The sequence below is a fragment of the Sphingomonas sp. NFR04 genome (assembly GCF_900114095.1).
In the GTDB taxonomy this organism is placed as follows: domain Bacteria; phylum Pseudomonadota; class Alphaproteobacteria; order Sphingomonadales; family Sphingomonadaceae; genus Sphingomonas.
This window is the reverse complement of record NZ_FORV01000003.1, coordinates 163,896-188,167: the sequence shown is the minus strand read 5'-3', so window position 1 is coordinate 188,167 and position 24,272 is coordinate 163,896. Positions and strand designations below refer to the sequence as shown.

The window sequence follows — 24,272 nt, the reverse complement described above, 5'->3', positions numbered from 1 at the left end:
CCACGGACAACGCACGGACTCGAATTGCGCGACCGTGTTATAAAATTTCAACGCGCCTGTCGAGATGGGGCAGCAGGGCTGGCCTAAAAATTTGGGGTCCGAAGTCCGATTGACTCCGTGGCGGATTGGAACAAAATAGGAACGAACGAGTCGGACCTGTCATCAACCCCGAGCGAGTCGCCGTGCCCGATCCTGCCACTCTCGACCAGTTGCGCGCAATGCTCAGCGCCATCGACGGCACCGGATTCCGTCGGCGCCCGGTGCTGCCGTTCGGGCTGGAGCGGCTCGATTCGAAGCTGGCGGACGGCGGACTGCGGCTCGATGCGCTGCACGAGATTTCGGGCGCGACGCCGGACCTGACCGATGATTGCGCCGCCACCACCTTTCTGGGTGGAGTCGCCGCGCGCTGCTGGGGTCCGGTGCTGTGGGTGGTCCGGCGGCGCGACCTGTTCGCCCCCGGGCTGGCGCAGGTCGGGCTCGATCCCAAGCGGGTGATCTATGCCGAGGCGCGCGACGACGACGAACTGCTCGCGATCATGGAGGAGGGGCTGCGGCACCGGGGCTTGGGTGCGGTGATCGGTGAAGTGAAGCGGCTCGGCATGCCGGCCACGCGGCGGCTGCAATTGGTGGCCGAGGGGGGCCGCACGATCGCGCTGCTGCTCAAGCGCCATGCCCGCGAGGGGAGCGATCCGCTGGGCGCACCGTCCGCCGCGGTGACGCGCTGGCGGATCGGCTGCGCGCCCTCGGCGCCGCTGCCGGTGGAGGGCGTCGGCCGGCCGCGCTGGGACGTGTCGCTGGCGCGGCAACGTGGGGGGGAATCGTTCCAACTCTTGGTGGAGGCCTGCGATGCAACGGGTCGCTGCGCTCTTCCTGCCCCACTGGTCGCTCGACCGCGTGCGGCGGGCCGAGCGGCGCGCGCTGCCGCCGCCTGAGCGGGGCCGGGTGCTTTCCACGAACACTGTGCCTTCTGTTTCCCTTCCGCTTACGGGAAGGGCTGACGACAAGATGGCGGATTCCGCAACCACCGGCGTTCCCCTTCCGCTTGCGGGAGGGGGCGGGGGAGGGGCTGAAACGGTACAGCGCTTCTTCCACGTCAGTCCCTCCCCCATCCCCTCCCGCAAGCGGGAGGGGTGCGCAGGCGACGAGCGTCTCGCTTCCGTTCAGGCGCTTGCCTCGGCCGAACAGCAAGCAGCCTGTTCCGTCCAGCGCGGCGGCGGCTGGCGGCCGGGCGCGCGCTGGGCCCGTGCCGCGCGCGATGCCGCCATCGCCGCCCTCCCGCCGCACCAGCGGCCGCCGATGCGCGAGCTCGGTCGGCGCAGCGAGGCGGCGGAGCATGCCTTCAAGCGGATGCGGCCCGACGAGGGCGGCGCGATGGCGGGCGGGGTGGTGCGGCTGCCGCTGGCGTCGCGCGCGGCTGCGCCGACCGTTGCTGCGCCCACCCCCGCTACCCCTCCTTCGTCATCCCCGCGCAGGCGGGGATCCATTGACTCGTCGGTTGCAGATGGAACCGCGACGGCACGGCGAATGGATCCCCGCCTGCGCGGGGATGACGATGGGGTACGGGGGGAGCACCGGAGCCAAACGCAGGCGACATTGGTGGATGTCGAGGAGGCTCCCCGCGTCCTCTCCCGCCGCACCGGCAGCCGCAGCGAAGTCACCGCCGCCTGCCCCGCCGCCATGGCTGCGGGCATCCGCATCGGCATGGCGCTCACCCAGGCCCGTGCGCTGGTGCCCGAACTCCGCATCGACCCCGCCGACCCGGAGGGCGACCGCGGCGATCTCGAACGGCTGGCGCACAGCCTCGCCCGGCGCTGGTCGCCCAGCGTCACGCTTGCCGGCGACGACCTGCTGTTCCTCGACCTGACCGGCGTCGCCCATCTCCATGGCGGTGAGGCCAGGATGCTGCGCCGGCTGCATGCGCTTCTCGCCCGGCTGGGATTTGCCAGCAAGATCGCCGTCGCCGATACGCCCGGCGCCGCCTCGGCGTTCGCGCGCTTCCGCCCCGAGACATTGCTCTGCTGCCCGCCCGGCGAGCATGGCGCCTGGCTTGCCCCGCTGCCGGTCGAAGCGCTCCGCCTGGAGAACGACGCGCTCGACCTACTTCACCGGCTCGGCGTCGACAGCATCGGCCAGCTCGCCGCGCTTCCCCGCGCGCCGCTGGTCCGCCGCTTCGGCACGGTCATTGCCGCGCGGCTCGACCAGGCGCTGGGCCGCATCCCGGAGCCGGTCACCCCCGTCACCCCGCCCGAGCCGATCGCGGTCACCCAGCGTTTCGCCGAACCGATCGCCACCCCCGAGGCGATCGCCCACTGGCTGGGCGATCTCGTCCACCGGCTCGCCGAAGCGCTGGCCGAGGCGGGGCAGGGCGCGCGCCGCATCGGGCTGGTCGCCGACCGGGTCGACGGCGTGCCGCAGCGAATCGGGATCGGCCTCGCCCGCGCCAGCCGCGACCCCGCGCATCTGCTCCGCCTGCTCGCCCGCCGCATCGACCAGATCGAACCCGGCTATGGCCTCGACGCGATGACGCTGCATTTGCTGCGCAGCGAACCGCTTGGGAGCCTGCCGGTCGACGAGCGGCTCGATGCCGAGACGGTGCCCGATCTCGCGCCGCTGATCGACACGCTGGCGACGCGGATCGGCATGGCCCGGCTGTGGCGAATGCGGCCGGTGGAAAGCGACGTGCCCGAACGCTCGGCCGCAGCGCTCCCGCCACTCGACCCGCCCGAGCGCGAAGCCCCGCCGCTCAAGGCCGACGATGTCCGAAAGCTCGATCGCAATGCACCCCTGCCGCCCTGGCACCCGGACTGGCCGCGTCCCATCCGCCTGCTCCGCCGGCCCGAGCGGCTCGACCATGTCGTTGCGGCGCTGCCCGATCAGCCGCCGCGCCGCTTCACCTGGCGGGGCGAGCGGCACGAGGTGGTCCATGCCGACGGACCCGAGCGCATCCATGGCGAATGGTGGAAGCGCGCCGCCGAAACCCATGCCACGCGCGACTATTTCCGCGTCGAGGACGAACGCGGCCGCCGCTACTGGCTGTTCCGCCAGGGCGATGGCGAGCGCAGCGTGACCGGCGATCTCAGCTGGTACCTGCACGGCCTGTTCGGGTGACGCCCATGTACAGCGAACTCCAGGCCACCAGCCATTATTCCTTCCTGCGCGGCGCCTCCGCGCCTTCCGAGCTGTTCGAGGCGGCGGCGGCATACGGCATGCCGGCGCTGGGCATCACCGATCACAACAGCGTCGGCGGCATCGTGCGCGGGCTGGTCGCGGCGGAGGAGACCGGCGTGCGGCTGGTCACCGGCTGCCGGCTGGACCTGACCGACGGCAGCGGGGTGCTGGTCTGGCCGGAGGATCTCGCCGCCTGGTCGCGGCTCACCCGGCTGCTCAGCATCGGCAAGGCGCGCGCGGATGCGCAGCATGGCGAGAAGGGGCAGTGCTTCCTCCATTGGGAGGATGTTGCGGGGCATGCCGACGGCCTCGTCGCCGCACTGGTGCCCGGCATGGCGGATGCCGGCGACCCGGCGGCGCTGCGCTGGATGGCGGATGTGTTCGGGGAGCGCGGTCATGTCACGCTCACCCGCCATCGTCGGCCGCAGGAGGCGGTGCGGCTGCATGGTCTGACAGAGGCCGCCGCCGCGCATGGCCTGACCCCGCTCGCCACCGGCGACGTACTCTACCATCACCCGGACCGGCGGATGCTGCACGATGTGATGACCGCGATCCGCCACACCACCACGGTCGACGATCTCGGCTTCCGCCGCGCCCGCAGCGCCGATCGGCACCTCAAGCCCCCGCACGAAATGGCGCGCCGCTTCGCCGCCTGGCCGGAGGCGCTGCAGGCAGTGGAGGCAGTTGTCGAGCGCTGCAGCTTCAATCCCCGCGAGCTCGGCAAGCTCTATCGCTATCCGGATGAAGTGGTGATGTCGGGCCGCAGCCCACAGCAGGCGCTGGCCAAGCTCGCCCGCGATGCGCTCGCCGCGAAATTCCCGGGGGGGCCGCCACCCGCCTATGCCGAGCTGCTCGAGAAGGAGCTGACGCTGGTCGAGACGTTCGGCTACGCGCCCTATTTCCTCACCGTCCATTCGATCGTCCGCTTCGCCCGCGCGCAGGAGATTCTCTGCCAGGGGCGCGGCAGCGCGGCCAATTCGCTGATCTGCTTCCTGCTCGGCGTCACCTCGATCGACCCGGTGGTGCACAAATTGCTGTTCGAGCGGTTCCTTTCCGCAGACCGTAACGAGCCCCCTGATATCGACATCGATTTCGAGCATGAGCGGCGCGAGGAAGTGATCCAGTGGATCTACGAGACCTATGGCGCCCGTCATGCCGCGCTCACCGCCGTGGTCAGCCGCTACCGCACCCGCGGGGCGGTGCGCGAGGTCGGCAAGGCGCTGGGGTTGCCCGAGGACGTCACTGCCGGGCTCGCCGGGCAGGTCTGGGGCTGGTCGAACGAAGGCGTGAGCGAGGCCGATGCCGCCGCGCTCAACCTGGATGCGAGCGAGCCGCGCCTCGCCCTGACGCTCGACCTTGCCCGCCAGCTGATCGGCACGCCGCGCCACCGCTCGCAGCATCCCGGCGGCTTCGTGCTGGCCCAGGCGAATCTCGACGAGATCGTGCCGATCGAGCCGGCGGCGATGGTCGACCGGCGGGTGATCGAATGGGAGAAGGACGATATCGAGACGCTCGGCCTGATGAAGGTCGATATCCTCGGGCTCGGCATGCTCGGCTGCATGCGGCGGGCGTTCGATCTGCTGGAGCAGCACAAGGGGGTGAAGCTGACGCTCGCCTCGGACGCGATGCAGGAGGATGATCCCGCCACCTTCGCGATGATCCGACAAGCCGACACGCTCGGCACCTTCCAGATCGAGAGCCGTGCGCAGATGTCGATGCTGCCGCGGCTGAAGCCCAAGATATTCTACGACCTCGTTATCCAGGTCGCGATCGTGCGGCCGGGGCCCATCCAGGGCGACATGGTCCACCCCTATCTGCGCCGGCGCGAGGGCAAGGAAGCGGTCGAATATCCGAGCGAAGAACTGAAGGACGTGCTCGACAAGACCTTCGGCGTGCCGCTGTTCCAGGAACAGGCGATGAAGGTGGCAATCGTCGGCGCAGGCTTCGAACCCGCCGAGGCCGATGCGCTGCGCCGGGCGATGGCGACCTTCAAGTCGACCGGCGGCGTCACCCATTTTCGCGAGAAGATGATCAGCGGGATGCTGGAGAAGGGCTACAAGCAGGACTTCGCCGAACGCACCTTCAAGCAGATCGAGGGGTTCGGCAGCTATGGCTTTCCCGAGAGCCACGCGGCGAGCTTCGCCAAGATCGCCTATGCGTCGAGCTGGATGAAGTGCCACCATCCCGACATCTTCTGCGCGGCGCTGCTCAACGCCCAGCCGATGGGCTTCTACGCGCCGGCGCAGATCGTTCGCGACGCGCGCGAGCACGGGGTCGAGGTGCGCGCGGTGTGCGTCAATGACAGCGACTGGGATACGCGGGTGCTGGCCCCTGAAATTCCTCCCCGGGCGAAGCTCGGGGAGGGGGACCATGTGCGCCAGCACATGGTGGAGGGGCCGCCGCACCAGCGGCGGGGGGACAGCGAGGTCAACAAGACCCGCGCCTTCGGCGCGGCCCCTCCACCACTCGGCTCCGCCGAGCGGTCCCCCTCCCCCAGCAAGCTGGGGGAGGATCTTGGGCTGCTTCCCCTTCGCCTCGGCATGCGCGTCGTGCAGGGGCTCTCCGCCCGCGATGCGGATGCGATCCTCGCCGCGCGCGCGGAACGCCCCTTCACCTCGATCGAAGACGTCTGGCGCCGCGCCCGCGTCCCTCCCGCCGCGCTGACGAAGCTCGCCCAGGCCGATGGCTTCCGCTGCTTCGGCCAGGATCGCCGCCAAGCGCTCTGGGCGATCAAGGCGCTCGATCAGGCGCCGCTGCCGCTGTTCGCGGGAATCGAAGGGCCCATCCAGGCAGCCGAGCCGGCGGTGACGCTCACCCCGCTCACCGCCGGCCGCGAAGTGGTGGAGGATTACCGCGCCACCCAGCTGAGCCTGCGCGCGCATCCGCTCCACTTCCTGCGCGGCACGCTCGCCGCGCGGCGCATCCGCCCCTGCGGCGACCTCAAGACGCTCAAGGACGGCGCGCGGGTGGAGGTGGCCGGCATCGTGCTGGTCCGCCAGAAGCCGGGCAGCGCCAAGAGCATCTTCCTCACGCTGGAGGACGAGACCGGCATCGCCAATGCGATCGTCTGGCCGGCGCGCTTCGCGCTCTACCGCCCGATTATCCTGGCCGCGCCGATGATCGCGGTGCGCGGCCGCCTCCAGCGCGAGGGCGAGGTGCTGCACCTGATCGCCGAGACGATAACCGACCTGACCGATCTGCTGCGCAGCGTCGGCGCGATCGACCTGCCGCGGATGACGATGCCCGGCGACGGCGCGACGCACGGCGGCACGATCGATTCGCGCGACCGCAAGGTCACCCGCGCGACGGATCCCGCGCACGCCTATCCCAAGCAGCGCACGCCCGAGAGCTGGCCCTCGCGGCGCGAGGACATCATTCCGATCAAGTCGCACGATTTCCACTGATGCCGCGACACGCTATCTCGCCGCATCATCTTCCGGGGGGACGCATGCTCAAATACCTGATGGCCGGATCCGGCCTGCTGCTCGTATCGACTGCGCAGGCCCAAGACGTGACGCCCCAACCTGCGGCGCTGCACGCGATCGAAGGCTGCTGGCAGGGCAGTGGCAGCGTGATGGGCAAGCCTGTCACCCTCACGCTCCGCGCGGCACCGACCGCGCTGGGGGCGATGATCGCGGTCGATACGACCAGCGTGGCCACGGCCGACGCCGCGGATCGCTACGCCGCGCACCTCGTCTTCGGCTGGCTGCCGGCCAAGGGGGAGCGTCTGGCGGGTGCGCTCACCGGCTATTGGGCGGACAGTTTCGGCGGCGCCTTCGCGGCACCCGGCGAAGGCGAGGCGAAGGCCGAAGGATTCGAGATGCGCTACCGCTTCGGCAGCGACACCTTCGTCAATCGCTGGCGGCGCACGGCGCAGGCGCTGGAGTGGACGATCGTGGCGCGCGACGGCGCGGGCAAGGAGCAGGCGTTCGCCGACTATCGGCTGACCGCCACCCCATGCACCCCGCCGGCGCGCCGCCGCTAGGACGCCGCGCCCGGCCGGATCAGCCCGCCACCACCGTCTGCTCGATCGTGCCGAAGAGCGGGTGGTGCTTGTCGTCTTCCGCCCAGATCCGGATCGTGTCGCCGGCCTTGAGGAACGGCGTCTCGGCGCTTCCACGCAGGATCGTCTCGACGGTGCGGACCTCGGCGAGGCAGCAATAGCCCTTGCCGCCCTCGCCGATCGGCTTGCCCGGGCCGCCATCGGCGTCGCGGTTGGAGACGGTGCCCGAGCCAATGATCGTGCCCGCGCCCAGCGCCCGGGTCTTCGCCGCATGGGCGATCAGTGTGCCGAAATCGAAGGTCATGTCCTCGCCCGCATCCACCCGGCCGAACGGCTGGCCGTTGAGGTCGACCATCAGCGTGCGGTGGAGCTTGCCCTCCTGCCACCAGTCGCCCAGCGCGTCGGGGGTGACGAACACCGGCGAGAAGGCGCTCGCCGGCTTGGACTGGAAGAAGCCGAAGCCCTTGGCGAGCTCGCCCGGGATCAGGTTGCGCAAGCTCACGTCGTTGGTGAGGCCGACCAGCCGCACCGCTGCCAGACCCTCTTCGCGCGTCGCGCCCAGCGGGACATCTCCGGTGACCACCACTACTTCGGCCTCGAGGTCGCAGCCCCAGCTCTCGTCCTTCAGCGGGATCGAATCGCGCGGCCCCAGGAAGCCGTCCGATCCGCCCTGGTACATCAGCGGATCCTGCCAGAAGCTCTCCGGCAGCTCGGCGCCGCGCGCCTGCCGCACCAGCGCGACATGGTTCACATAGGCGGAGCCGTCCGCCCATTGGTAGGCGCGGGGCAGGGGGGGCGATGCCTGGCGCTCGTGGAAGCGCATCATCGGGATGGTCTCATGCTCGAGATCGGTGGCGAGGTTGCGCAGATCGCCCTCCAACCGCTCCCAATCGTCGAGCGCGGCCTGCAGTGTCGGGGCGATGTGGCTGGCATCGGCGCACCAGGCGAGATCGTTCGAGACGACGACGAGCTTGCCGTCGCGGCCCTGCTTGAGGCTGGCTAGTTTCATTTGACACCATCTCCTTCGGCGGTCGCCATAGGGCAACTTCGCGCGCCACGGAACCGTAACCCTTTGCTACGTATTTTGCCCAGTCGCATTGACTTCGGGGTGGGCCATGATCAACGAATTGCACATGGCTGCGCCGCTTCGCTTTCTGGATCATGGCGGCGAGATGGCCGAGCGTATCCGCGGTTTCGACTGGGCCGCTCACCCGTTCGGCACACCCGAGACCTGGTGCGAGCCGCTGCGCATCACCGTCGACATGATGCTCGCCTCGCGCTTCCCCAAAGCGCTCTACTGGGGCCCCGAGTTCCGGCTGCTCTACAACGATGCCTGGTCGCCGATTCCCGCCGATCGGCATCCCTGGGCGCTTGGCCGGCCCGGCAGCGAGGTCTGGGCGGAGATCTGGGACGTGGTGGGTGCGCAGATGGACGAGGTGGTCGCCACCGGCCGCGGTTTCGCCGTCTACGACCAGCTGCTGCGGATGGCGCGGGACGGCGAGCAGCACGACAGCTGGTGGAACTACAGCTTCACGCCCGTGCGCGATGCGGAAGGCCGGGTGCTCGGCATCCTCAACCAGGGCAACGAGACGACCCGGGTCGTGCTCGCCGAGCGCGCCAAGCAGGCCGAACTCGAACGGCTGCGCGACTATTTCCAGCAGGCGCCCGGCGCCGTCGCGCTGCTCGATGGACCCGAGCACCGCTTCGTGCTGGCAAACCCCGCCTATCTCGAACTGGTCGGCCGCGCGGCGGTGGTGGGGCAACGCGTCGCGGAGGCGCTGCCCGAGGTTGTCGAGCAGGGTTATGTGGAGGTGCTCGACCAGGTGTATCGCAGCGGCGAGCCCTATCGCGCCATCAACCGCGACGTGATGCTGCAGCGCCGGCCGGACGCGGCAGCCGAGCGCCGCATCCTCGATTTCACCTTCCAGCCGGTCAAGGACCCGCTTGGCGCGAGCACCGGGATCTTCATCGCCGCGAGCGACATCACCGAGCGCGCCGCCGCCGAAGAGGCGCTGCGGCGGAGCGAGGAGCGGCTGCAGCTCGCGCTCAATGCATCGACCGGCATCGGCACCTGGGACTGGACCGCGGCAAGCGGCCGGGTGACCGGCGACGCGCGCTTCGCCGCGCTGTTCGGCATCGATCCGGAGCGCGTGGCAACGGGCGGCGCATTCGACGCGGTCCTGAACTTGATCCACCCGGACGATCGGGCGCGGATCGCCTTGGAGGTGCGCCAGTCGATCGCCGATCGCACACCGCTGAAGCTGGAATTTCGTGTCCTGCGTGCCGATGGCGAGGTACGCTGGCTGCTCACGCAGGGGCGGTGCACGTTCGATGCCGAGGGGCGCCCGGTCCGCTTCCCCGGCGTCAGCTTCGACATCACCGATCGCAAGCTGGCCGAGGAAGCCGCGCAGGAAGCAGCCGAGGATCTGCGCGACGTCACCGAGGCGCAAACCTTCCTCCACGGTCTGGCCGAACGTCAGCGCGCGCTGGAAACGCCCGAGGCGATCATGGACCTCACCGCCGCCGAACTGGGCGCGCGATTGGGGCTGGCGCGGGTCGGCTTCTACCGGGTGGCTGGCGAGGTGATCCATCTCGGCCCGTGCTGGACCGATGGCAGCCTGCCCAAATTCACCGGGCAATGGCGGCTGGATGCGGTGGCCCCGCTGGTCGAGCGGTACCGGCAGGGGCGCACCGTCACCTTCGACGACAGCAGCGCGGAATTCCCCCACACCGAACTCAGCAAGCTTTCGCCGTCGGCGATCGGCGTGCCGCTGCTGCGCGGCGGGCAATGGGTGGCGACCTTCTACGCCAATGGCGCCGGTCCCCGCGTCTGGCGACCCGAGGAAATTGCGTTCGTGGAAACGGTGGTGGAAACCACCTGGGACGCCGTCGAGCGCGCCGACGCGGTGCTGGCGCTGCGGGAGAGCGAGGCGCAGTTCCGCGCGATCACCAACTCGATCGACCACATGGTCTGGTCGGCCGATGCCGAAGGCCTTGTCGATTATTACAACGATCGCTGGTACGACTATACCGGCGTCGAGCGCGGCAGCACCGACGGCAATGCCTGGGGCGCGGTGCTGCACCCGGGCGATCAGCGGCGCGCCGCAGCGGCCTGGGACCATTGCGTCCGGACCGGCGAGCTGTATCGCATCGAATATCGGCTGCGGCACCATAGCGGCATCTACCGCTGGGCGCTGGGCCGCGCGCAGCCGCTGCGCGACGAGACCGGCCGCATCGTTCGCTGGTTCGGCACCAGTACCGACATCCAGGATATCGTCGACGCACGCGAAGTGCTGGCCCGCTCGCGCGAGGAGCTCGAGGCGGCCGTGCGCGAGCGGACCGAGCGGCTGATGGCCGCCGAGGCGCAGCTCCGCCAGGCGCAGAAGATGGAAGCGGTGGGCCAGCTGACCGGCGGCATCGCGCATGACTTCAACAACATGCTTGCGGTGGTGATCGGCGCGCTCGACCTGATGGAGCGCCGCGTCGCGCAGGGACGGACCGATATCGATCGCTATCTCGTCGCCGCGCGCGACGGGGCGAGCCGGGCCGCGGCGCTCACCCAGCGGCTGCTCGCCTTCTCGCGCCGCCAGCCGCTCGCGCCGACGGCGCTCGACGTGAACGACATGCTCGGCGGGATGATCGAGCTGCTGGTGCGCACGCTCGGCGAAGGCGTTGTGATCGAGACGCAGTTCGCCCGCCGGCTCGATCCGGTGGTGGCGGACCGCAACCAGCTCGAGAATGTCGTGCTCAACCTTGCGGTCAACGGCCGCGACGCGATGCCCGAGGGCGGCACGTTGACGATCGAGACCGAGCAGGTGGGAATCGGCGCCGAAGAAGCAGGCCGTTACGAGATCGACGCGGGCGACTTCGTCGAAATCCGCATTCGCGATACGGGCGTGGGCATGCCGGCCGAGGTCGCAGCGCGCGCCTTCGATCCGTTCTTCACCACCAAGGGCGTCGGCAAGGGGACCGGGCTGGGGCTCAGCCAGGTGTTCGGCTTCGTCCGCCAGTCGGGCGGGCACGTCACGATCGAGAGCGAGCCCGGGCACGGCACCTGCGTGCGGGTGCTGTTGCCGGCTCAGCCCGAGGCAGTGCCGACGCCCAGCGCGAGCAGCATCGAGCGCGAACTGCCGCGGGGGCGTCCCAGCGAGGTGATCCTCGTCGTCGAGGACGAGGACCGGGTGCGCACCTATTCGGTCGAGGCGCTGCGCGAGCTCGGCTACGGCGTGGTCTTCGCCCGCGACGGAATCGAGGCGCTGCGGCTGCTCGAGCGCGGGCAGAAGGTCTCGCTGCTGTTCAGCGACGTGGTGATGCCCGAGATGAGCGGCCGCGAGCTGGCGACACGGGTGCGCGCGCGGATGCCCGAGCTCAAGGTGCTGCTCACCAGCGGCTATGCGCCCGATTCGCCGGCGGCGAGCAGCGACGAGGCGATCCTCGCCAAGCCGTTCGACATTGCCGCGCTGGCCACCGCGATCCGCGCCGCACTGGACGGCTGACGGCAGGAAAGGCTTGACCTTCGGGCGCGCGTTCGCCATTCGCGCCGCGGCTTCGGGCGACGCGTCCGTTTGACCAGTCCCTGCCGCCGAGTCCTGTCGAAGGGCGGCCAGGGTCCGCCCGGCAGGCGGAGGACGTGTATCCATGGCAAATGTGGCAGTGATCGGCGCCCAATGGGGTGACGAAGGCAAGGGCAAGATCGTCGACTGGCTCGCCGAGCGCGCCGACGTGGTGGTCCGCTTCCAGGGTGGGCACAATGCCGGCCACACGCTGGTGATCGGCGAAAAGGTCTACAAGCTTTCCCTGCTTCCCTCGGGCATCGTCCGCGGTACGCCCAGCGTGATCGGCAACGGCGTGGTGCTCGATCCCTGGGCGCTAAAGGCCGAGGTGGAGAAGCTGCGCGACCAGGGCGTCGACGTGACGCCGGACACGCTGAAGATCGCCGATACCTGCCCGCTGATCCTGCCCTTCCACCGCGATCTCGACGCGCTGCGCGAGGACGCCAGCGGCGCGGGCAAAATCGGCACCACCCGCCGCGGCATCGGCCCGGCCTATGAGGACAAGGTCGGTCGCCGCGCGATCCGCGTGTGCGACCTCGCCAATCTCGATTCGATCGGGCCGCAGCTCGATCGCCTCGCCGCGCACCACGACGCGTTGCGCGCCGGCTTCGGCCAGCCGCCGATCGACCGCGACGCACTCGTCGAGGAACTGCGCGGTATCGCCGGCTTCGTGCTGCCGTTCGTGCAGCCGGTGTGGAAGATGCTCAACGAGGCGCGCTCGCGCGGCCGCCGCATCCTGTTCGAGGGCGCACAGGGCGTGCTGCTCGACATCGACCATGGCACCTATCCGTTCGTCACCTCGTCCAACACCGTGTCGGGCACCGCGGCGAGCGGCAGCGGCATGGGGCCGGGCGCGGTCGGCTTCGTGCTCGGCATCGCCAAGGCCTATACCACCCGCGTCGGATCGGGCCCGTTCCCGAGCGAGCAGGACAACGACGTGGGCGAGCGTCTCGGCACGCGCGGGCACGAGTTCGGCACCGTCACCGGGCGCAAGCGCCGCTGCGGCTGGCTCGACGCGGTGCTGCTGCGCCAGTCGGTTGCGGTCTCCGGCATCACCGGCATCGCGCTGACCAAGCTCGACGTGCTCGACGGGTTCGAGGAAATCCAGGTCTGCACCGGCTATCGCCTGAACGGCGAGGTGCTCGACTATTATCCTGCCAGCGCACCCGACCAGGCCGCGGTGGAGCCCATCTACGAGACGATGGAAGGCTGGTCGGAGTCGACCTTCGGCGCGCGCAGCTGGGCCGACCTGCCGGCACAGGCGATCAAGTACATCCGCCGCGTCGAAGAGCTGATCCAGTGCCCGGTCGCGCTGGTCTCGACCAGCCCCGAGCGCGAGGACACCATCCTCGTCCGCGACCCCTTCGCCGATTGACGCGAAAACGCCCGGCCCTCGGGGGAGGGCCGGGCGCATCGGAACTCGAGGCACGGGGCTGAAAGGGGGAAAGGCCCCGCGCCGAGCTACCGCTCGTTAGCGCGGACGCTTGCGCTTCGGCTTGTCGCCGGTCTGGTCACCCATGGTCGAGTCCGTGGTGGTCGCACTCGGATCCGTCGGCGACGTCGTCGTGGTCGACGGCGAGTTCGGCGTGTTCATCGTGCCCGAGCCGGTGGTGCCGCCCGGCGTCGTCGTGGTCGACGGATTCATCGACGGATCGGTCGGCGAAGTCGACGGCTGGCCCGGCGTGGTGCTCTGGTCCATGGTGGAGCCGCCCGGCGTCGTCTGGCCCGGCGTGGTCTGCTGCGCGAAGGCGGCCGGCGCGGCGATCAGCGTAGCAGCGGCGAGAATGGTCTTGATATACATTACACGGCATCCTTCTGTTGATTATGCCAACACAAGGTTAACCATCAAATGCCCAACAAGTCTCACCAACTGATTTCGATTAATCGATAAAAGCGAACGGCTCAGGGGCGAGTCGAGTGCAAGGTCAGCCGACCTGCGCCCGGTGCAGCAATTTCTGGTCCGCCAGTACCAGCGCCACCATTGCTTCGACGACGGGCACGCCGCGGATGCCGACGCAGGGGTCGTGGCGGCCCTTGGTGCGAATCTCGCTGGCCTCACCCTCGCGGGTGACGGTCTCGACCGGGATCAGGATCGAGCTGGTCGGCTTGAACGCCACGCGCATCCGCACCGGCTGGCCGGTGGCGATGCCGCCCGCGATGCCGCCGGCATGGTTGGCGAGGAAATCGACGCCGCCATCGCCGCGCGGGCGCATCGCATCGGCATTCTCCTCGCCGCGCAGGGCGGCTGTGGCAAAGCCGTCGCCGATCTCGAAGCCCTTCACCGCGTTGATCGACATGCACGCCGCCGCCAGTTCGCTGTCGAGCTTGGCGTAGAGCGGCGCCCCCCAGCCGGCAGGCACACCGGTCGCCTCGCAGGCGACCACCGCGCCGAGCGACGAGCCGTCCTTGCGGGCGGCGTCGACTAGCCCTTCCCAGCGCTGTGCAGCTTCGGGATCGGGGCAGAAGAAGGGGTTGTTCCCGATTTCCGCCGCGTTGAACCTGGCATAGTCGATCGTATCGCCGCCGATCGCCTCGACCCAGGCGGTGATCGTCACCTCCGGGATCACCAGCCGCGCGACGGCACCGGCCGCGACCCGCGCCGCGGTCTCGCGCGCCGAGGAACGGCCCCCGCCGCGATAGTCGCGGAACCCGTATTTCTGGTCATAGGCATAGTCGGCATGGCCGGGGCGATAGGCCTTGGCAACGTCCGAATAGTCCTTGGAGCGCTGGTCGACATTGTCGATGTGCAGCGCGATCGGCGTGCCCGTCGTGCGCCCCTCGAACACGCCGGAGAGGATGCGGACTTGGTCCGGCTCCTGCCGCTGGGTGGTGAAGCGCGACTGGCCGGGGCGGCGGCGATCGAGGAAGGGCTGGATGTCGCTCTCGCTGAGCGTCAGTCCGGGCGGGCAGCCATCGACCACGGCGCCCAGCGCAGGACCATGGCTCTCGCCCCACGTGGTGAAGCGGAACACGCGACCGAAGCTGTTGAACGACATCGGCGCACGCCCTCCGTCTGGGTTGAAACCGCCGGCCGTTTCGCAGGTGTCGCGCGCGGCTGCAACCCGTTCAGCCGAAGCGGATCAGGCCGCGCGAGCTTTTGAAGCTGCGGTATGCGCTCGTCAGTCGCGGAACTGGGGGCTGCGCTTCTGCAGGTTGGCCATTACGGCCTCGATCTGGTTGGGCGTGCGGAGCAGTGCCGCCTGCTCGACGCTTTCGGCCATCAATATCGCGGCGGCATCGCCCTCATGGTTGGCGAGGCGCTTGGCGGCGCGGATCGCGTCCGGGTTGCGGGCGGCGATGGCGTGGGCGAGCGCCAGGGCTTCGGCATGCGGATCGTCGGCCAGCCGGGTCACGAAGCCGAACATGTGCGCCTCCGCCGCGTCGAACGCGCGCGCGGTATAGGTGAGCTCACGCAGCACGTCGTCGCGCACGGTGCCGCGCCAGAGCACGAAGCCGGCCATGTCGGGCACGATGCCCCATTTCAGCTCCATCACCGAGAGCCGGGTGTCGGGGGCTGCGATCCGGATGTCCGCACCGCTGGCGATCTGCAGCCCGCCGCCAAAGGCAACGCCGTGCACTGCGGCGATCACCGGCACCGCCAGCGTCCGCCAGCCCCAGGCGACCTGCTGGTAGCTGTTTGCCAGGCCGTGCGTGCGCGCCGCAATGTCGACGCCGCTGCCGACATTGGCCATGCTCGTCATGTCGAGCCCGGCGCAAAAGGCGCGGCCTTCGCCGGAAAGCACCACGGCGCGCAGGCCGGCGGTCTGGCCGAGCGTGTCGATCGCCGAAAGGAGTCCGTCGATCATCGCGGGGTCGAGTGCGTTCATCTTGTCCGGCCGGTTCAGCCGTACGTCGGCCACGCCGCCTTCGATGGTCCACGTCACGCGCTCGCTCATTCCGCATCCTCTCTCGCTCGTTGCCAATGTGCGGCGAAGCATTTGCGTGGGCAAGACGGCCACGCTAGAAAAACGGGTATGTCCCAGTCCAGCGATTCCGCGGCGCCGCCCCGGTTCGATCCGCGCGCCTTCTTCGCGCTCCGCTTTCCCAACCATGGCAGCCGCCTGGGCGTCGCGCACCGCGACCATGGCGAGGACTGGTCCGAGCTGGAACTGCCCTGGCGCGCGGACCTCGTGGGGCAGGAGGAGACGGGCGTGCTCGCCTCGGGCCCGATCCTGGCGCTGATGGACATGGCGAGCAGCGTCGCGGTGTGGCTGAAGGTGGGCAGGTTCCTGCCGCACGCCACGCTCGATCTGCGGATCGACTATCTGCGGCCTGCGCGCACCGGCCAGACGGTGATCGGGCGCTGCGAATGCTATCGGCTGACCCGCTCGATCGCGTTCGTCCGCGGCCAGGCGCATGACGGCGATCCGGCCGACCCGCTGGCGCATGTCGCGGGGACTTTCATGGCAGCGGAGGGCTACTGGTGAAGCTTCCTCCTTATGCCGAACTGCTGGGGCTCACCCTCGAGCCGGGTGCGGAGGCGCCGGTGCTGGTGCTGCCCTTTTCCGGCGATGTCGTCGGGCGACCGGGCTTCCTCCACGGCGGTGCGATCGGCGGATTGCTCGAGATGGCGGCGGTCGGCGCACTGCTGCAGGCGCTGGAGGCGGAAGGCGGGGCGAAGGTGAAGCCGGTCAACGTCACTGTCGACTATATGCGCGGCGGGCGTGAGAAGGAGACGCGCGCGAGGGGCACGGTGACGCGGCTCGGCAAGCGCGTGGCGAATGTCAGCGCGGTGGCGTGGCAGGACGAGGAGACGCGGCCGATCGCGGCGGCGCGGATGAACTTTCTGATCGTGCGGTGATCCAACTCCTCCCCCAACGGGGGAGGGGGACCGCGCTGCGCAGCAGCGTGGTGGAGGGGCCGCGCCGCCAGGCGCGGTTGGCCGGTGGGCAGGGCACCGCCGCTTGCGCGGCGGCCCCTCCACCACCGCCTAACGGCGGCGGTCCCCCTCCCTGAGCTACGCCCGGGGAGGAATTTGACGGCCTCACTTCTTCGGCGTAACCCGCATCAGCCAGCCGCCGTCACCCTTGGCGCCGTCCTGCAGCAGCCAGAGCGAGCCATCCGGCCCCTGCGCTACGTCGCGGATGCGCATGTCCAGGTTCCACTGGTCGGCCTTGCGGGCGTTGGTGCCGTCGAGCGCGATGCGGAGCAGCGCCTGGCCGGACATCGCGCCCATCAGCAGCGAGCCCTTCCACTGCGGGAACTCGCTGCCGGTGTAGTAGATCAGCCCCGAGGGGGAGATCGACGGCACCCAATAGAGCTTGGGCATCTCATAGCCGTCGCCCGCCTTGGGCTTGGGGATCGGCTTGTTGTTGTAGTTCTCGCCGAACGAGACGTTGGGCCAGCCATAGTTGCGGCCCTTGACGATCAGGTTGAGCTCGTCGCCGCCCTGCGGGCCCATCTCATGCTCCCACAGATTGCCCGAGGCGTCGAAGACCAGGCCATAGGGGTTGCGATGGCCGCTGCTCCAGATCGACGCCGGTGCCGGGTTCGGCCCGTCGAAGGCGAAGGGGCGGCCCTTGGCGGTCTTGGCGGCTTCGGTGTCCTCGGGCGGGTCGATGACCTGCACGCTGGTCGCGCCGACCTTGCCCGCGTCCGGATTGTCCGAGGCCGGCTTGCCGTCGAGCGTCAGGTGGAGGATCTTGCCGATCGCCTGGTTGGGATCCTGCGCGGGGGTGAAGCGCTGGCGCTCGCCCGAGGAGAGGAACAGCGACTTCCCGTCGGGCGCGAAGGCGATCACCGCGCCGAACTGGCCGCCATCGCCGTCCGCGCCCGAGCGGAACAGCACCTCGACATTGTCGAGTCGCGGCGCCATCGCCTTGCCGCGGGTCAGCTTGGCGCGGGCGAGGGCCAATGCGCTGCCGTTGGCGCGCGGCTCTGAATAGGTGAAGTAGATCGTGTTGCTGCTGGCGAAGTCCGGCGCCGGCGCGACATCTAGCAGGCCGCCCTGGCCACCGGCTGCGACCTTGGGCACGCCGGTTACCGCCTGCGCCTTCTGGTTGACCTCCCAATATTGCAGCTGCCCCGCCTTCTCGGTCACCAGCGCGGCGCCGTCGGACAGGAAGGCGAGCGCGAAGGGCGAATCGAAATCGGCGACGCGGATCGCGCTGAACGGCACGCCGGCGGGCAGCGGGGCGGGGGTGCCGCTCGGCACCGGCAGCGGTGTCGGCGTGGCGGCCGCACCGGTCGGCTGCTGGGCATTGGAGCCGGGCGACGAGCAGGCAGCGGCGAACAAAATCGGGATCAGCAGCAGCGAACGGGGCATGGGGAATCCTCTCCGGCGATGGTTCGGCCGCGAACGCAGCCGGTTTTGCAACGTGTTGCAACGACTTTCGTCCGCGAAAAGATGCAAGGTGCGAGGCGCCCCCTTGCTCCGAGGGACACGATTGCGTATATCGCGGATGCTTTCTCGGACATCGTCAAACATGATCGAGGTCGGCGCCACCAGGCACCGGCGCCGAAGCTGCTTGATTTCAACCGGAGACATGTGTGGCGAATCTCGCCGAACTGGCCAAGATGATCGAAACCGAAGCGCAGGCACTGGGCTTCGCCCTGGTGCGCGTGAAGCTGTTCGGCGGCCAGAGCGATCCCACGCTGCAGATCATGGCCGAACGCCCGGATACGCGCCAGCTGACGATCGACGATTGCGCCGATCTGTCGCGCCGCATCTCGGACCTGCTGGATCGTCTCGAGGCTGAGGGCCGTGATCCGATCGACCACGCGTACCGGCTGGAAGTCAGCTCGCCCGGGATCGACCGGCCGCTCACCCGGCTGCAGGATTTCGCCGACTGGCAGGGCCATGAAGCGCGCATTACGCTCGCCGAGAAGCTGGATGGGCGCAAGCAGTTCAAGGGCGATCTCGCCGGCATCGATGCGGACGCGGGCACCATCACGATCGTGACGCAGGACGAGACGCACCATGTGCTGCCGTTCGCGGCGATCGAGGATGCCAAGCTGACGATGACCGATCGCCTGATCGCCGCCACCGCGCCGCTCTCTGCCGAGGGCGCCGACAAGATTATCGAAGTAGAAGGATAAGCCCGGATGGCCACCGCCATTTCTGCCAACAAGGCCGAGCTGCTCGCGATCGCCGATTCGGTCGCGAAGGAAAAGCTGATCGACAAGGCCATCGTCATCGAGGCGATGGAAGACGCGATCCAGCGCGCCGCGAAGAACCGCTACGGCGTGGAGAACGACATCCGCGCGAAGCTCGATCCGGTCTCGGGCGATCTCCGCCTGTGGCGCGTCGTCGAGGTGGTCGAGCAGGTCGACGACTATTTCAAGCAGGTCGACCTCAAGGGCGCCGAGAAGCTCCAGAAGGGCGCGAAGGTCGGTGACTTCATCGTCGATCCGCTGCCCCCGATCGAGTTCGGCCGCATCCAGGCGCAGGCTTCCAAGCAGATCATCTTCCAGAAGGTCCGCGACGCCGAGCGCGAGCGCCAGTATGACGAGTTCAAGGATCGGGTGAACGAGATCATCACCGGCGTGGTGAAGCGCGTCGAGTTCGGCCATGTCGTCGTCGACCTCGGCCGCGCCGAAGGCGTGATCCGCCGCGACCAGCAGATCCCGCGCGAAGTGGTGCGCGTCGGAGATCGCGTCCGCTCGGTGGTGCTCAACGTCCGCCGCGAGAACCGCGGCCCGCAGATCTTCCTGAGCCGGGCGCACCCCGAGTTCATGAAGAAGCTGTTCGCGCAGGAAGTGCCCGAAATTTACGACGGTATCATCGAGATCAAGGCCGCCGCGCGCGATCCGGGCAGCCGCGCCAAGATTGGCGTGATCAGCCATGACGGCTCGATCGATCCGGTCGGCGCCTGCGTCGGCATGAAGGGCAGCCGCGTGCAGGCCGTCGTGCAGGAAATGCAGGGCGAGAAGATCGACATCATCCCCTGGTCGCCGGACACGGCAACCTTCGTCGTCAATGCACTGCAGCCGGCCAATGTCAGCCGCGTCGTGATCGACGAGGAAGAGGATCGCATCGAAGTGGTCGTCCCCGACGATCAGCTGAGCCTCGCCATCGGCCGTCGCGGCCAGAATGTGCGCCTGGCCTCGCAGCTGACCGGCAAGGCGATCGACATCCTCACCGAGGCGGATGCGAGCGAGAAGCGCCAGAAGGAATTCGTCGAGCGTTCGGAGATGTTCCAGAACGAGCTCGACGTCGACGAAACGCTGGCCCAGCTGCTGGTCGCCGAAGGCTTCGGCGCGCTGGAAGAGGTCGCCTATGTCGAGATCGAGGAGCTCGCGACGATCGAGGGCTTCGACGAGGACCTCGCCCAGGAACTGCAGAACCGCGCCCAGGAAGCGCTGGAGCGCCGCGAGGAAGCCAATCGCGAGGAGCGCCGCGCGCTTGGCGTCGACGATGCGCTGACCACCATGCCGTATTTGACCGAAGCGATGCTGGTCACGCTCGGCAAGGCGGGCATCAAGACGCTCGACGACCTCGCCGACCTGGCGACCGACGAGCTGGTCGAGAAGAAGCGCGCCGAGCCGCGTCGCCGCGGCGACGATACCCCCCGCAAGGAGCCCAAGGGCGGCATCCTGGCGGAGTATGGCCTGAGCGACGAGCAGGGCAACGAGATCATCATGGCGGCCCGCGCCCATTGGTTCGCCGATGAAGAACCTGCGAAAGCAGGCGAGGAGGACGCAATTGCGGACTCCGAACAATGATACGCGCCGACTGACCTTGGCACTGGTCATCCCCCCTCTCGGCCACGGGAGGGGACGATGACCGACGCGGTTCGCACCTGCATCCTGTCGCGCGAGGAATCGCCGCGGGAAGGGTTGATCCGACTCGTGCTTTCGCCCGAGGGCGAAGTGCTGCCCGACATTCGTGCCAAGGCTCCCGGCCGCGGCGCCTGGATCTCCGTCGACAAGGCGGGGCTGACGGCGTCGCGTGACAAGGGCAAGCTGCGGGGCGCGCTGTCGCGCAGCTTCCGTACCGGCGAGATTCGCATTCCCGACGATCTGGAGGACCGGATCGCCGCCCAGCTGCAGCGCGCCGCGCTCGATCGGCTGGGGCTGGAGGCGAAGGCGGGCTATGTGGTGATCGGTGCCGAGCGGATCGAAAAGTCCGCGCGCAGCGGCCGACTCCATCTGCTGCTGCACGCCTCCGACGCCCGCGACGACGGCAGCCGAAAGCTGGCCCAGGCGTGGCGGGTTGGCTCGGATCGGGAAGGTTCTGCCCTCAAGGGCTTAACATTGCCGGTCTCGCGCACCATATTGTCCTTGGCGTTAGGCCGCGAAAATGTGGTACACGCCGGACTTATCGACGCCCGGGCGGCGCAACGGACGAGCGAAGCGCTCGATCGCTGGCTGCACTTTATCGGACCCGAACCTGATCCCGTGTCTTGCGATTCCGAATCGCAAGGCGCATCGGCTTTGCCGTCCGCCGTGCCATTGACGACGAACACTATCGAGGAACTTGAGTAGCCGCATGAGCGACACCGAAAACGACAAGCCGAAACTGGGCATGCGCGCACCGCTGGGTCTGAAGCGCACGGTGGAAACCGGCAAGGTGAAGCAGAGCTTCAGCCATGGCCGTTCCAACACCGTGGTCGTGGAGGTCAAGCGTCGCCGTGTCCTCGGCCCGCAGGGTGCGCCGATCGACGAGTCGACGCCGGCCCCTGCCGCTGCGCCCGAGGCGCCGGCTGCTCAGGCTCCGCGCGCCGCTGCCCCGCAGCAGCCGCCGCGTGCCGCTCCCCAGCCGCCGCGCAAGCCGATGGACAACCTGTCTCCGCAGGAGCGCCAGGCCAAGCTGCTCCGCGAGGCCGAGGAACAGCGCATGCAGGCGCTGGAAGAGAGCCGTCGTCGCGACGACCGCCTCCGCGCCGAAGCGCAGGAAGAAGAGCGTCGCCGCATCGAGGCGCGCGCCGAGGCGGCTGCCGCCCCGACGCCGGCCCCCGAGCCGACCCCGGCGCCTGCGCCCGCACCGGAACCGAAGCCGGAAGTGGCTGCGGAGGCTCCTGCCCCCGCACCCGCGCCGACGCCCGAGCCGACTCCGGCACCCGCGCCGCAGACGGCTGCACCGCAGGCCGCTGCTCCGCAGCCGGCAGCGCCCAAGCCCGCGCAGCCCCAGGCTAACCAGCCGCAGGCAGCAGCGCCCAAGCCCGCCGCTCCGGCACAGCCGCCGCGTCGTCCGGTCCCGCAGGGTCCGATCACGCTGCAGCTCGATGCGTCGTTGCCGGCGCCGCGTCGCTTCACGCCCGTGGTGCGCCCGGAAATTCCCAAGCCGCAGCCCAAGCCCGAGCCGCAGCAGGCCGCAGCGCCCGCCGCAACTCAGCAGCAGTCGCAACAGCCTGCGCAGAACCAGAACCAGCAGCGTCCCGCTGCCGGTGCCGGTGCGCCGCGTCCGGCCCCTTCGGGTCCCGGCGCCGCGCCGCGCCGCCCCGGTGCCGATCCGGCCAAGCCGTCGCGCGACCGCAAGGGCGACGATCGCCGCCAGTCGGGCAAGCTCACCGTCACCCGTGCGCTCGGTGGCGACGATGGTGCACGTGCGCGCAGCCTTGCCGCGCTGAAGCGCGCCCGTGAGAAGGAGCATCGCCGCTCCTATGGCGGCCCGCGCGAGCCGCAGATCAAGCAGGTCCGCGACGTGGTGGTGCCCGATGCCATCACCGTGCAGGAACTCGCCAACCGCATGGCCGAAAAGGGCGCGGATCTGGTGAAGGCCCTGTTCAAGATGGGCATGATGGTCACGGTCAATCAGTCGATCGACCAGGATACCGCCGAACTGCTCGTCACCGAGTTCGGCCACAATGTGCAGCGCGTCAGCGACAGCGACGTCGATATCCAGGTCGATACCGAGCTGGATCCCGAGGACAAGCTGCAGCCGCGCCCGCCGGTCGTCACGATCATGGGTCACGTCGATCACGGCAAGACCTCGCTGCTCGACGCGCTGCGCGGTACCGATGTGGTGCGCGGCGAAGCCGGTGGCATCACCCAGCATATCGGCGCCTATCAGGTGACCCTGAAGGACAAGTCGAAGATCACCTTCCTCGACACGCCGGGCCACGAAGCGTTCAGCGACATGCGCGCCCGCGGTGCCAATGTCACCGACATCGTGGTGCTGGTGGTGGCCGCGAACGACGGGCTGATGCCGCAGACGATCGAGGCGATCAACCACACCAAGGCGGCCGGCGTGCCGATGATCGTGGCGATCAACAAGGTCGACCTCGACAGCGCCAATCCGCAGCGGGTGCGCGAGCGTCTGCTCGAGCATGAGGTGATCGTCGAAGAGATGGGCGGCGACGTCCAGAACGTCGAAGTCTCGGCGCTGAAGAAGATCGGCCTCGACGAACTGATCGAGAAGATCCAGCTCCAGGCCGAACTGCTCGAACTGCGCGCCAACCCCGATCGCGAGGCCGAAGGCACCGTGATCGAGGCGAAGCTCGACAAGGGCCGTGGTCCGGTCGCGACGATCCTCGTCAATCGCGGCACGCTGCGCGTGGGCGACGTGTTCGTCGTCGGCGCGGAGAGCGGCAAGGTTCGTGCGATGATCGACGACAAGGGTCGCCAGATCAAGGAAGCGGGCCCGGCGATGCCGGTCGAGGTGCTCGGCATCTCGGGCGTCCCGTCGGCCGGCGATCCGATGCAGGTGGTCGACAGCGAAGCACGTGCCCGCGAGGTGGCCGAATATCGCCAGGGCGTGCTGCTCCAGAAGCGCACGACGCAGGCACCGGCGAGCCTGGAGAGCATGTTCTCCGCGCTCAAGGACAAGCAGGCGATCGAATATCCGGTGGTGGTCAAGGCCGACACGCAGGGTTCGACCGAGGCGATCGTGGGTGCGCTCAGCAAGCTGGGCAATGACGACATCCGCGTGCGCATCCTGCACTCGGGCGTCGGCGGCATCACCGAGAGCGACGTTTCGCTTGCAGCTGCCAGCGGCGCGCCGATCATCGGCTTCAACGTCCGCGCCAATGCCAAGGCGCGCGAGATCGCCGAGCGCAACAAGGTGGCGCTCAAGTACTATGACGTCATCTACGACCTGACCGACGAGATCCGCGCCGGTATGGCGGGCGAGCTGGGTCCGGAAGCCTTCGAAACGGTCGTCGGCCGCGCCGAGATCAAGGAAGTCTTCTCGGCCGGCAAGCACGGCAAGGCAGCCGGTCTGCTGGTCGTCGACGGCTTCATCCGCAAGGCGCTCAAGGCACGCATCACGCGCAACGACGTCATCATCTACACCGGCGAGATCGCCTCGCTGCGTCGCTTCAAGGACGATGTCGCCGAAGTGCGCGCAGGTCTCGAGTGCGGTGTGACGTTCACGCAGAACTTCGTGGACATCAAGTCGGGCGATTACCTCGAGACGTACGAAGTCGAGCTGCGCGAACGTACGCTGTAATGGGGCAGGGCTGCCGATGGACACGATTTGTTCCTCGGTGGCCTGGCCTGTGATACGCTTCCTTTTCGGCTGCACCTGCGGCCGAAAAGGAGGTGATATTATTGGGTATAGAATCAATCGCAGGTCTGGTTCTGGGCGTAGCGACGTTCATCGTCGCACTGCTCGGGCTGGTGGTGAAGCTGATTGAGCTGAGCCGCAAGTAGTCCAGTGCGGGCTC

At 69.0% G+C, this 24,272-nt stretch carries 18 protein-coding genes; 12 read left to right on the top strand and 6 right to left on the bottom strand.

Features of this window, described 5'->3' with window-relative positions; genetic code table 11:
• Positions 1-218 precede the first annotated feature (218 nt).
• Complete coding sequence (locus BM009_RS10765) at positions 219-932, top strand: ImuA family protein (RefSeq protein ID WP_093296076.1); 714 nt, start codon at positions 219-221, stop codon at positions 930-932.
• Between the two features lie 228 nt (positions 933-1,160).
• Here BM009_RS10765 and BM009_RS22595 read toward each other — a convergent pair whose 3' ends face one another.
• On the bottom strand, positions 1,161-1,439 hold the full coding sequence (locus tag BM009_RS22595; protein ID WP_093296075.1) for a hypothetical protein: 279 nt from the start codon (positions 1,437-1,439) through the stop codon (positions 1,161-1,163).
• 157 nt (positions 1,440-1,596) lie between these two features.
• Between BM009_RS22595 and BM009_RS10755 the strand changes: the two genes are divergently transcribed.
• The 3 genes from BM009_RS10755 to BM009_RS10745 are packed head-to-tail and all read left to right on the top strand — an operon-like array spanning position 1,597 to position 7,153.
• A complete protein-coding gene (locus BM009_RS10755) occupies positions 1,597-3,108 on the top strand; it encodes a Y-family DNA polymerase (protein ID WP_254772250.1) in 1,512 nt (503 codons plus the stop codon).
• Between the two features lie 5 nt (positions 3,109-3,113).
• Entirely contained in the window at positions 3,114-6,572 is a 3,459-nt protein-coding gene (locus BM009_RS10750) for an error-prone DNA polymerase (protein ID WP_254772249.1), read from the top strand.
• 44 nt (positions 6,573-6,616) lie between these two features.
• Positions 6,617-7,153, top strand: coding sequence for a hypothetical protein (locus BM009_RS10745; protein ID WP_093296072.1), 537 nt, complete (start codon positions 6,617-6,619; stop codon positions 7,151-7,153).
• A 19-nt stretch (positions 7,154-7,172) separates the two neighbouring features.
• On the opposite strand, the gene BM009_RS10740 is transcribed toward BM009_RS10745, so the two are convergent.
• Positions 7,173-8,180: a fumarylacetoacetate hydrolase family protein gene (locus tag BM009_RS10740; RefSeq protein ID WP_093296070.1), complete on the bottom strand. Its 1,008-nt coding sequence runs from the start codon at positions 8,178-8,180 to the stop codon at positions 7,173-7,175.
• Between the two features lie 124 nt (positions 8,181-8,304).
• Here BM009_RS10740 and BM009_RS10735 point away from each other — a divergent pair, with 124 nt between their 5' ends.
• Positions 8,305-11,667 carry a PAS domain-containing protein gene (locus BM009_RS10735; protein ID WP_254772248.1) on the top strand — a complete coding sequence of 1,121 codons (3,363 nt, stop codon included), beginning with the start codon at positions 8,305-8,307 and terminating at the stop codon, positions 11,665-11,667.
• A gap of 142 nt (positions 11,668-11,809) precedes the next feature.
• Complete coding sequence (locus tag BM009_RS10730) at positions 11,810-13,099, top strand: adenylosuccinate synthase (RefSeq protein ID WP_093296069.1); 1,290 nt, start codon at positions 11,810-11,812, stop codon at positions 13,097-13,099.
• 96 nt (positions 13,100-13,195) lie between these two features.
• Here BM009_RS10730 and BM009_RS10725 read toward each other — a convergent pair whose 3' ends face one another.
• The 3 genes from BM009_RS10725 to BM009_RS10715 all read right to left on the bottom strand — a co-directional run bounded on the left by BM009_RS10725 (position 13,196) and on the right by BM009_RS10715 (position 15,620).
• Positions 13,196-13,525, bottom strand: coding sequence for a hypothetical protein (locus tag BM009_RS10725; RefSeq protein ID WP_093296067.1), 330 nt, complete (start codon positions 13,523-13,525; stop codon positions 13,196-13,198).
• A gap of 124 nt (positions 13,526-13,649) precedes the next feature.
• Positions 13,650-14,720, bottom strand: coding sequence for a chorismate synthase (gene aroC, locus BM009_RS10720; protein ID WP_093296066.1), 1,071 nt, complete (start codon positions 14,718-14,720; stop codon positions 13,650-13,652).
• A 123-nt stretch (positions 14,721-14,843) separates the two neighbouring features.
• Positions 14,844-15,620, bottom strand: coding sequence for a crotonase/enoyl-CoA hydratase family protein (locus BM009_RS10715; protein ID WP_093296064.1), 777 nt, complete (start codon positions 15,618-15,620; stop codon positions 14,844-14,846).
• 78 nt (positions 15,621-15,698) lie between these two features.
• Between BM009_RS10715 and BM009_RS10710 the strand changes: the two genes are divergently transcribed.
• Together BM009_RS10710 and BM009_RS10705 are read left to right on the top strand one after the other, a co-directional pair.
• Positions 15,699-16,151 (top strand): PaaI family thioesterase, encoded by a 453-nt coding sequence (locus BM009_RS10710; protein WP_093296063.1) that lies wholly within the window; start codon positions 15,699-15,701, stop codon positions 16,149-16,151.
• Entirely contained in the window at positions 16,148-16,525 is a 378-nt protein-coding gene (locus BM009_RS10705; RefSeq protein ID WP_093296061.1) for a PaaI family thioesterase, read from the top strand. The genes BM009_RS10710 and BM009_RS10705 overlap by 4 nt, the downstream gene beginning before the upstream one ends.
• A 183-nt stretch (positions 16,526-16,708) precedes the next feature.
• On the opposite strand, the gene BM009_RS10700 is transcribed toward BM009_RS10705, so the two are convergent.
• Complete coding sequence (locus tag BM009_RS10700) at positions 16,709-17,989, bottom strand: PQQ-dependent sugar dehydrogenase (protein WP_093296060.1); 1,281 nt, start codon at positions 17,987-17,989, stop codon at positions 16,709-16,711.
• 224 nt (positions 17,990-18,213) lie between these two features.
• Between BM009_RS10700 and rimP the strand changes: the two genes are divergently transcribed.
• Genes rimP through infB form a run of 4 tightly spaced genes read left to right on the top strand, consistent with a single transcriptional unit; the run spans position 18,214 to position 24,055 of the window.
• Positions 18,214-18,762, top strand: coding sequence for a ribosome maturation protein RimP (gene rimP, locus BM009_RS10695; protein WP_093296058.1), 549 nt, complete (start codon positions 18,214-18,216; stop codon positions 18,760-18,762).
• Positions 18,763-18,768: 6 nt separating this feature from the next.
• Positions 18,769-20,388: a transcription termination factor NusA gene (gene nusA / locus BM009_RS10690; RefSeq protein WP_093296057.1), complete on the top strand. Its 1,620-nt coding sequence runs from the start codon at positions 18,769-18,771 to the stop codon at positions 20,386-20,388.
• Positions 20,389-20,445: 57 nt separating this feature from the next.
• The gene (locus BM009_RS10685; RefSeq protein ID WP_093296055.1) at positions 20,446-21,150 is read left to right on the top strand and encodes a DUF448 domain-containing protein; all 705 of its coding nucleotides are present in this window, start codon (positions 20,446-20,448) and stop codon (positions 21,148-21,150) included.
• 4 nt (positions 21,151-21,154) lie between these two features.
• Positions 21,155-24,055, top strand: coding sequence for a translation initiation factor IF-2 (gene infB / locus BM009_RS10680; protein WP_093296054.1), 2,901 nt, complete (start codon positions 21,155-21,157; stop codon positions 24,053-24,055).
• The last annotated feature ends 217 nt before the right edge of the window (positions 24,056-24,272 follow it).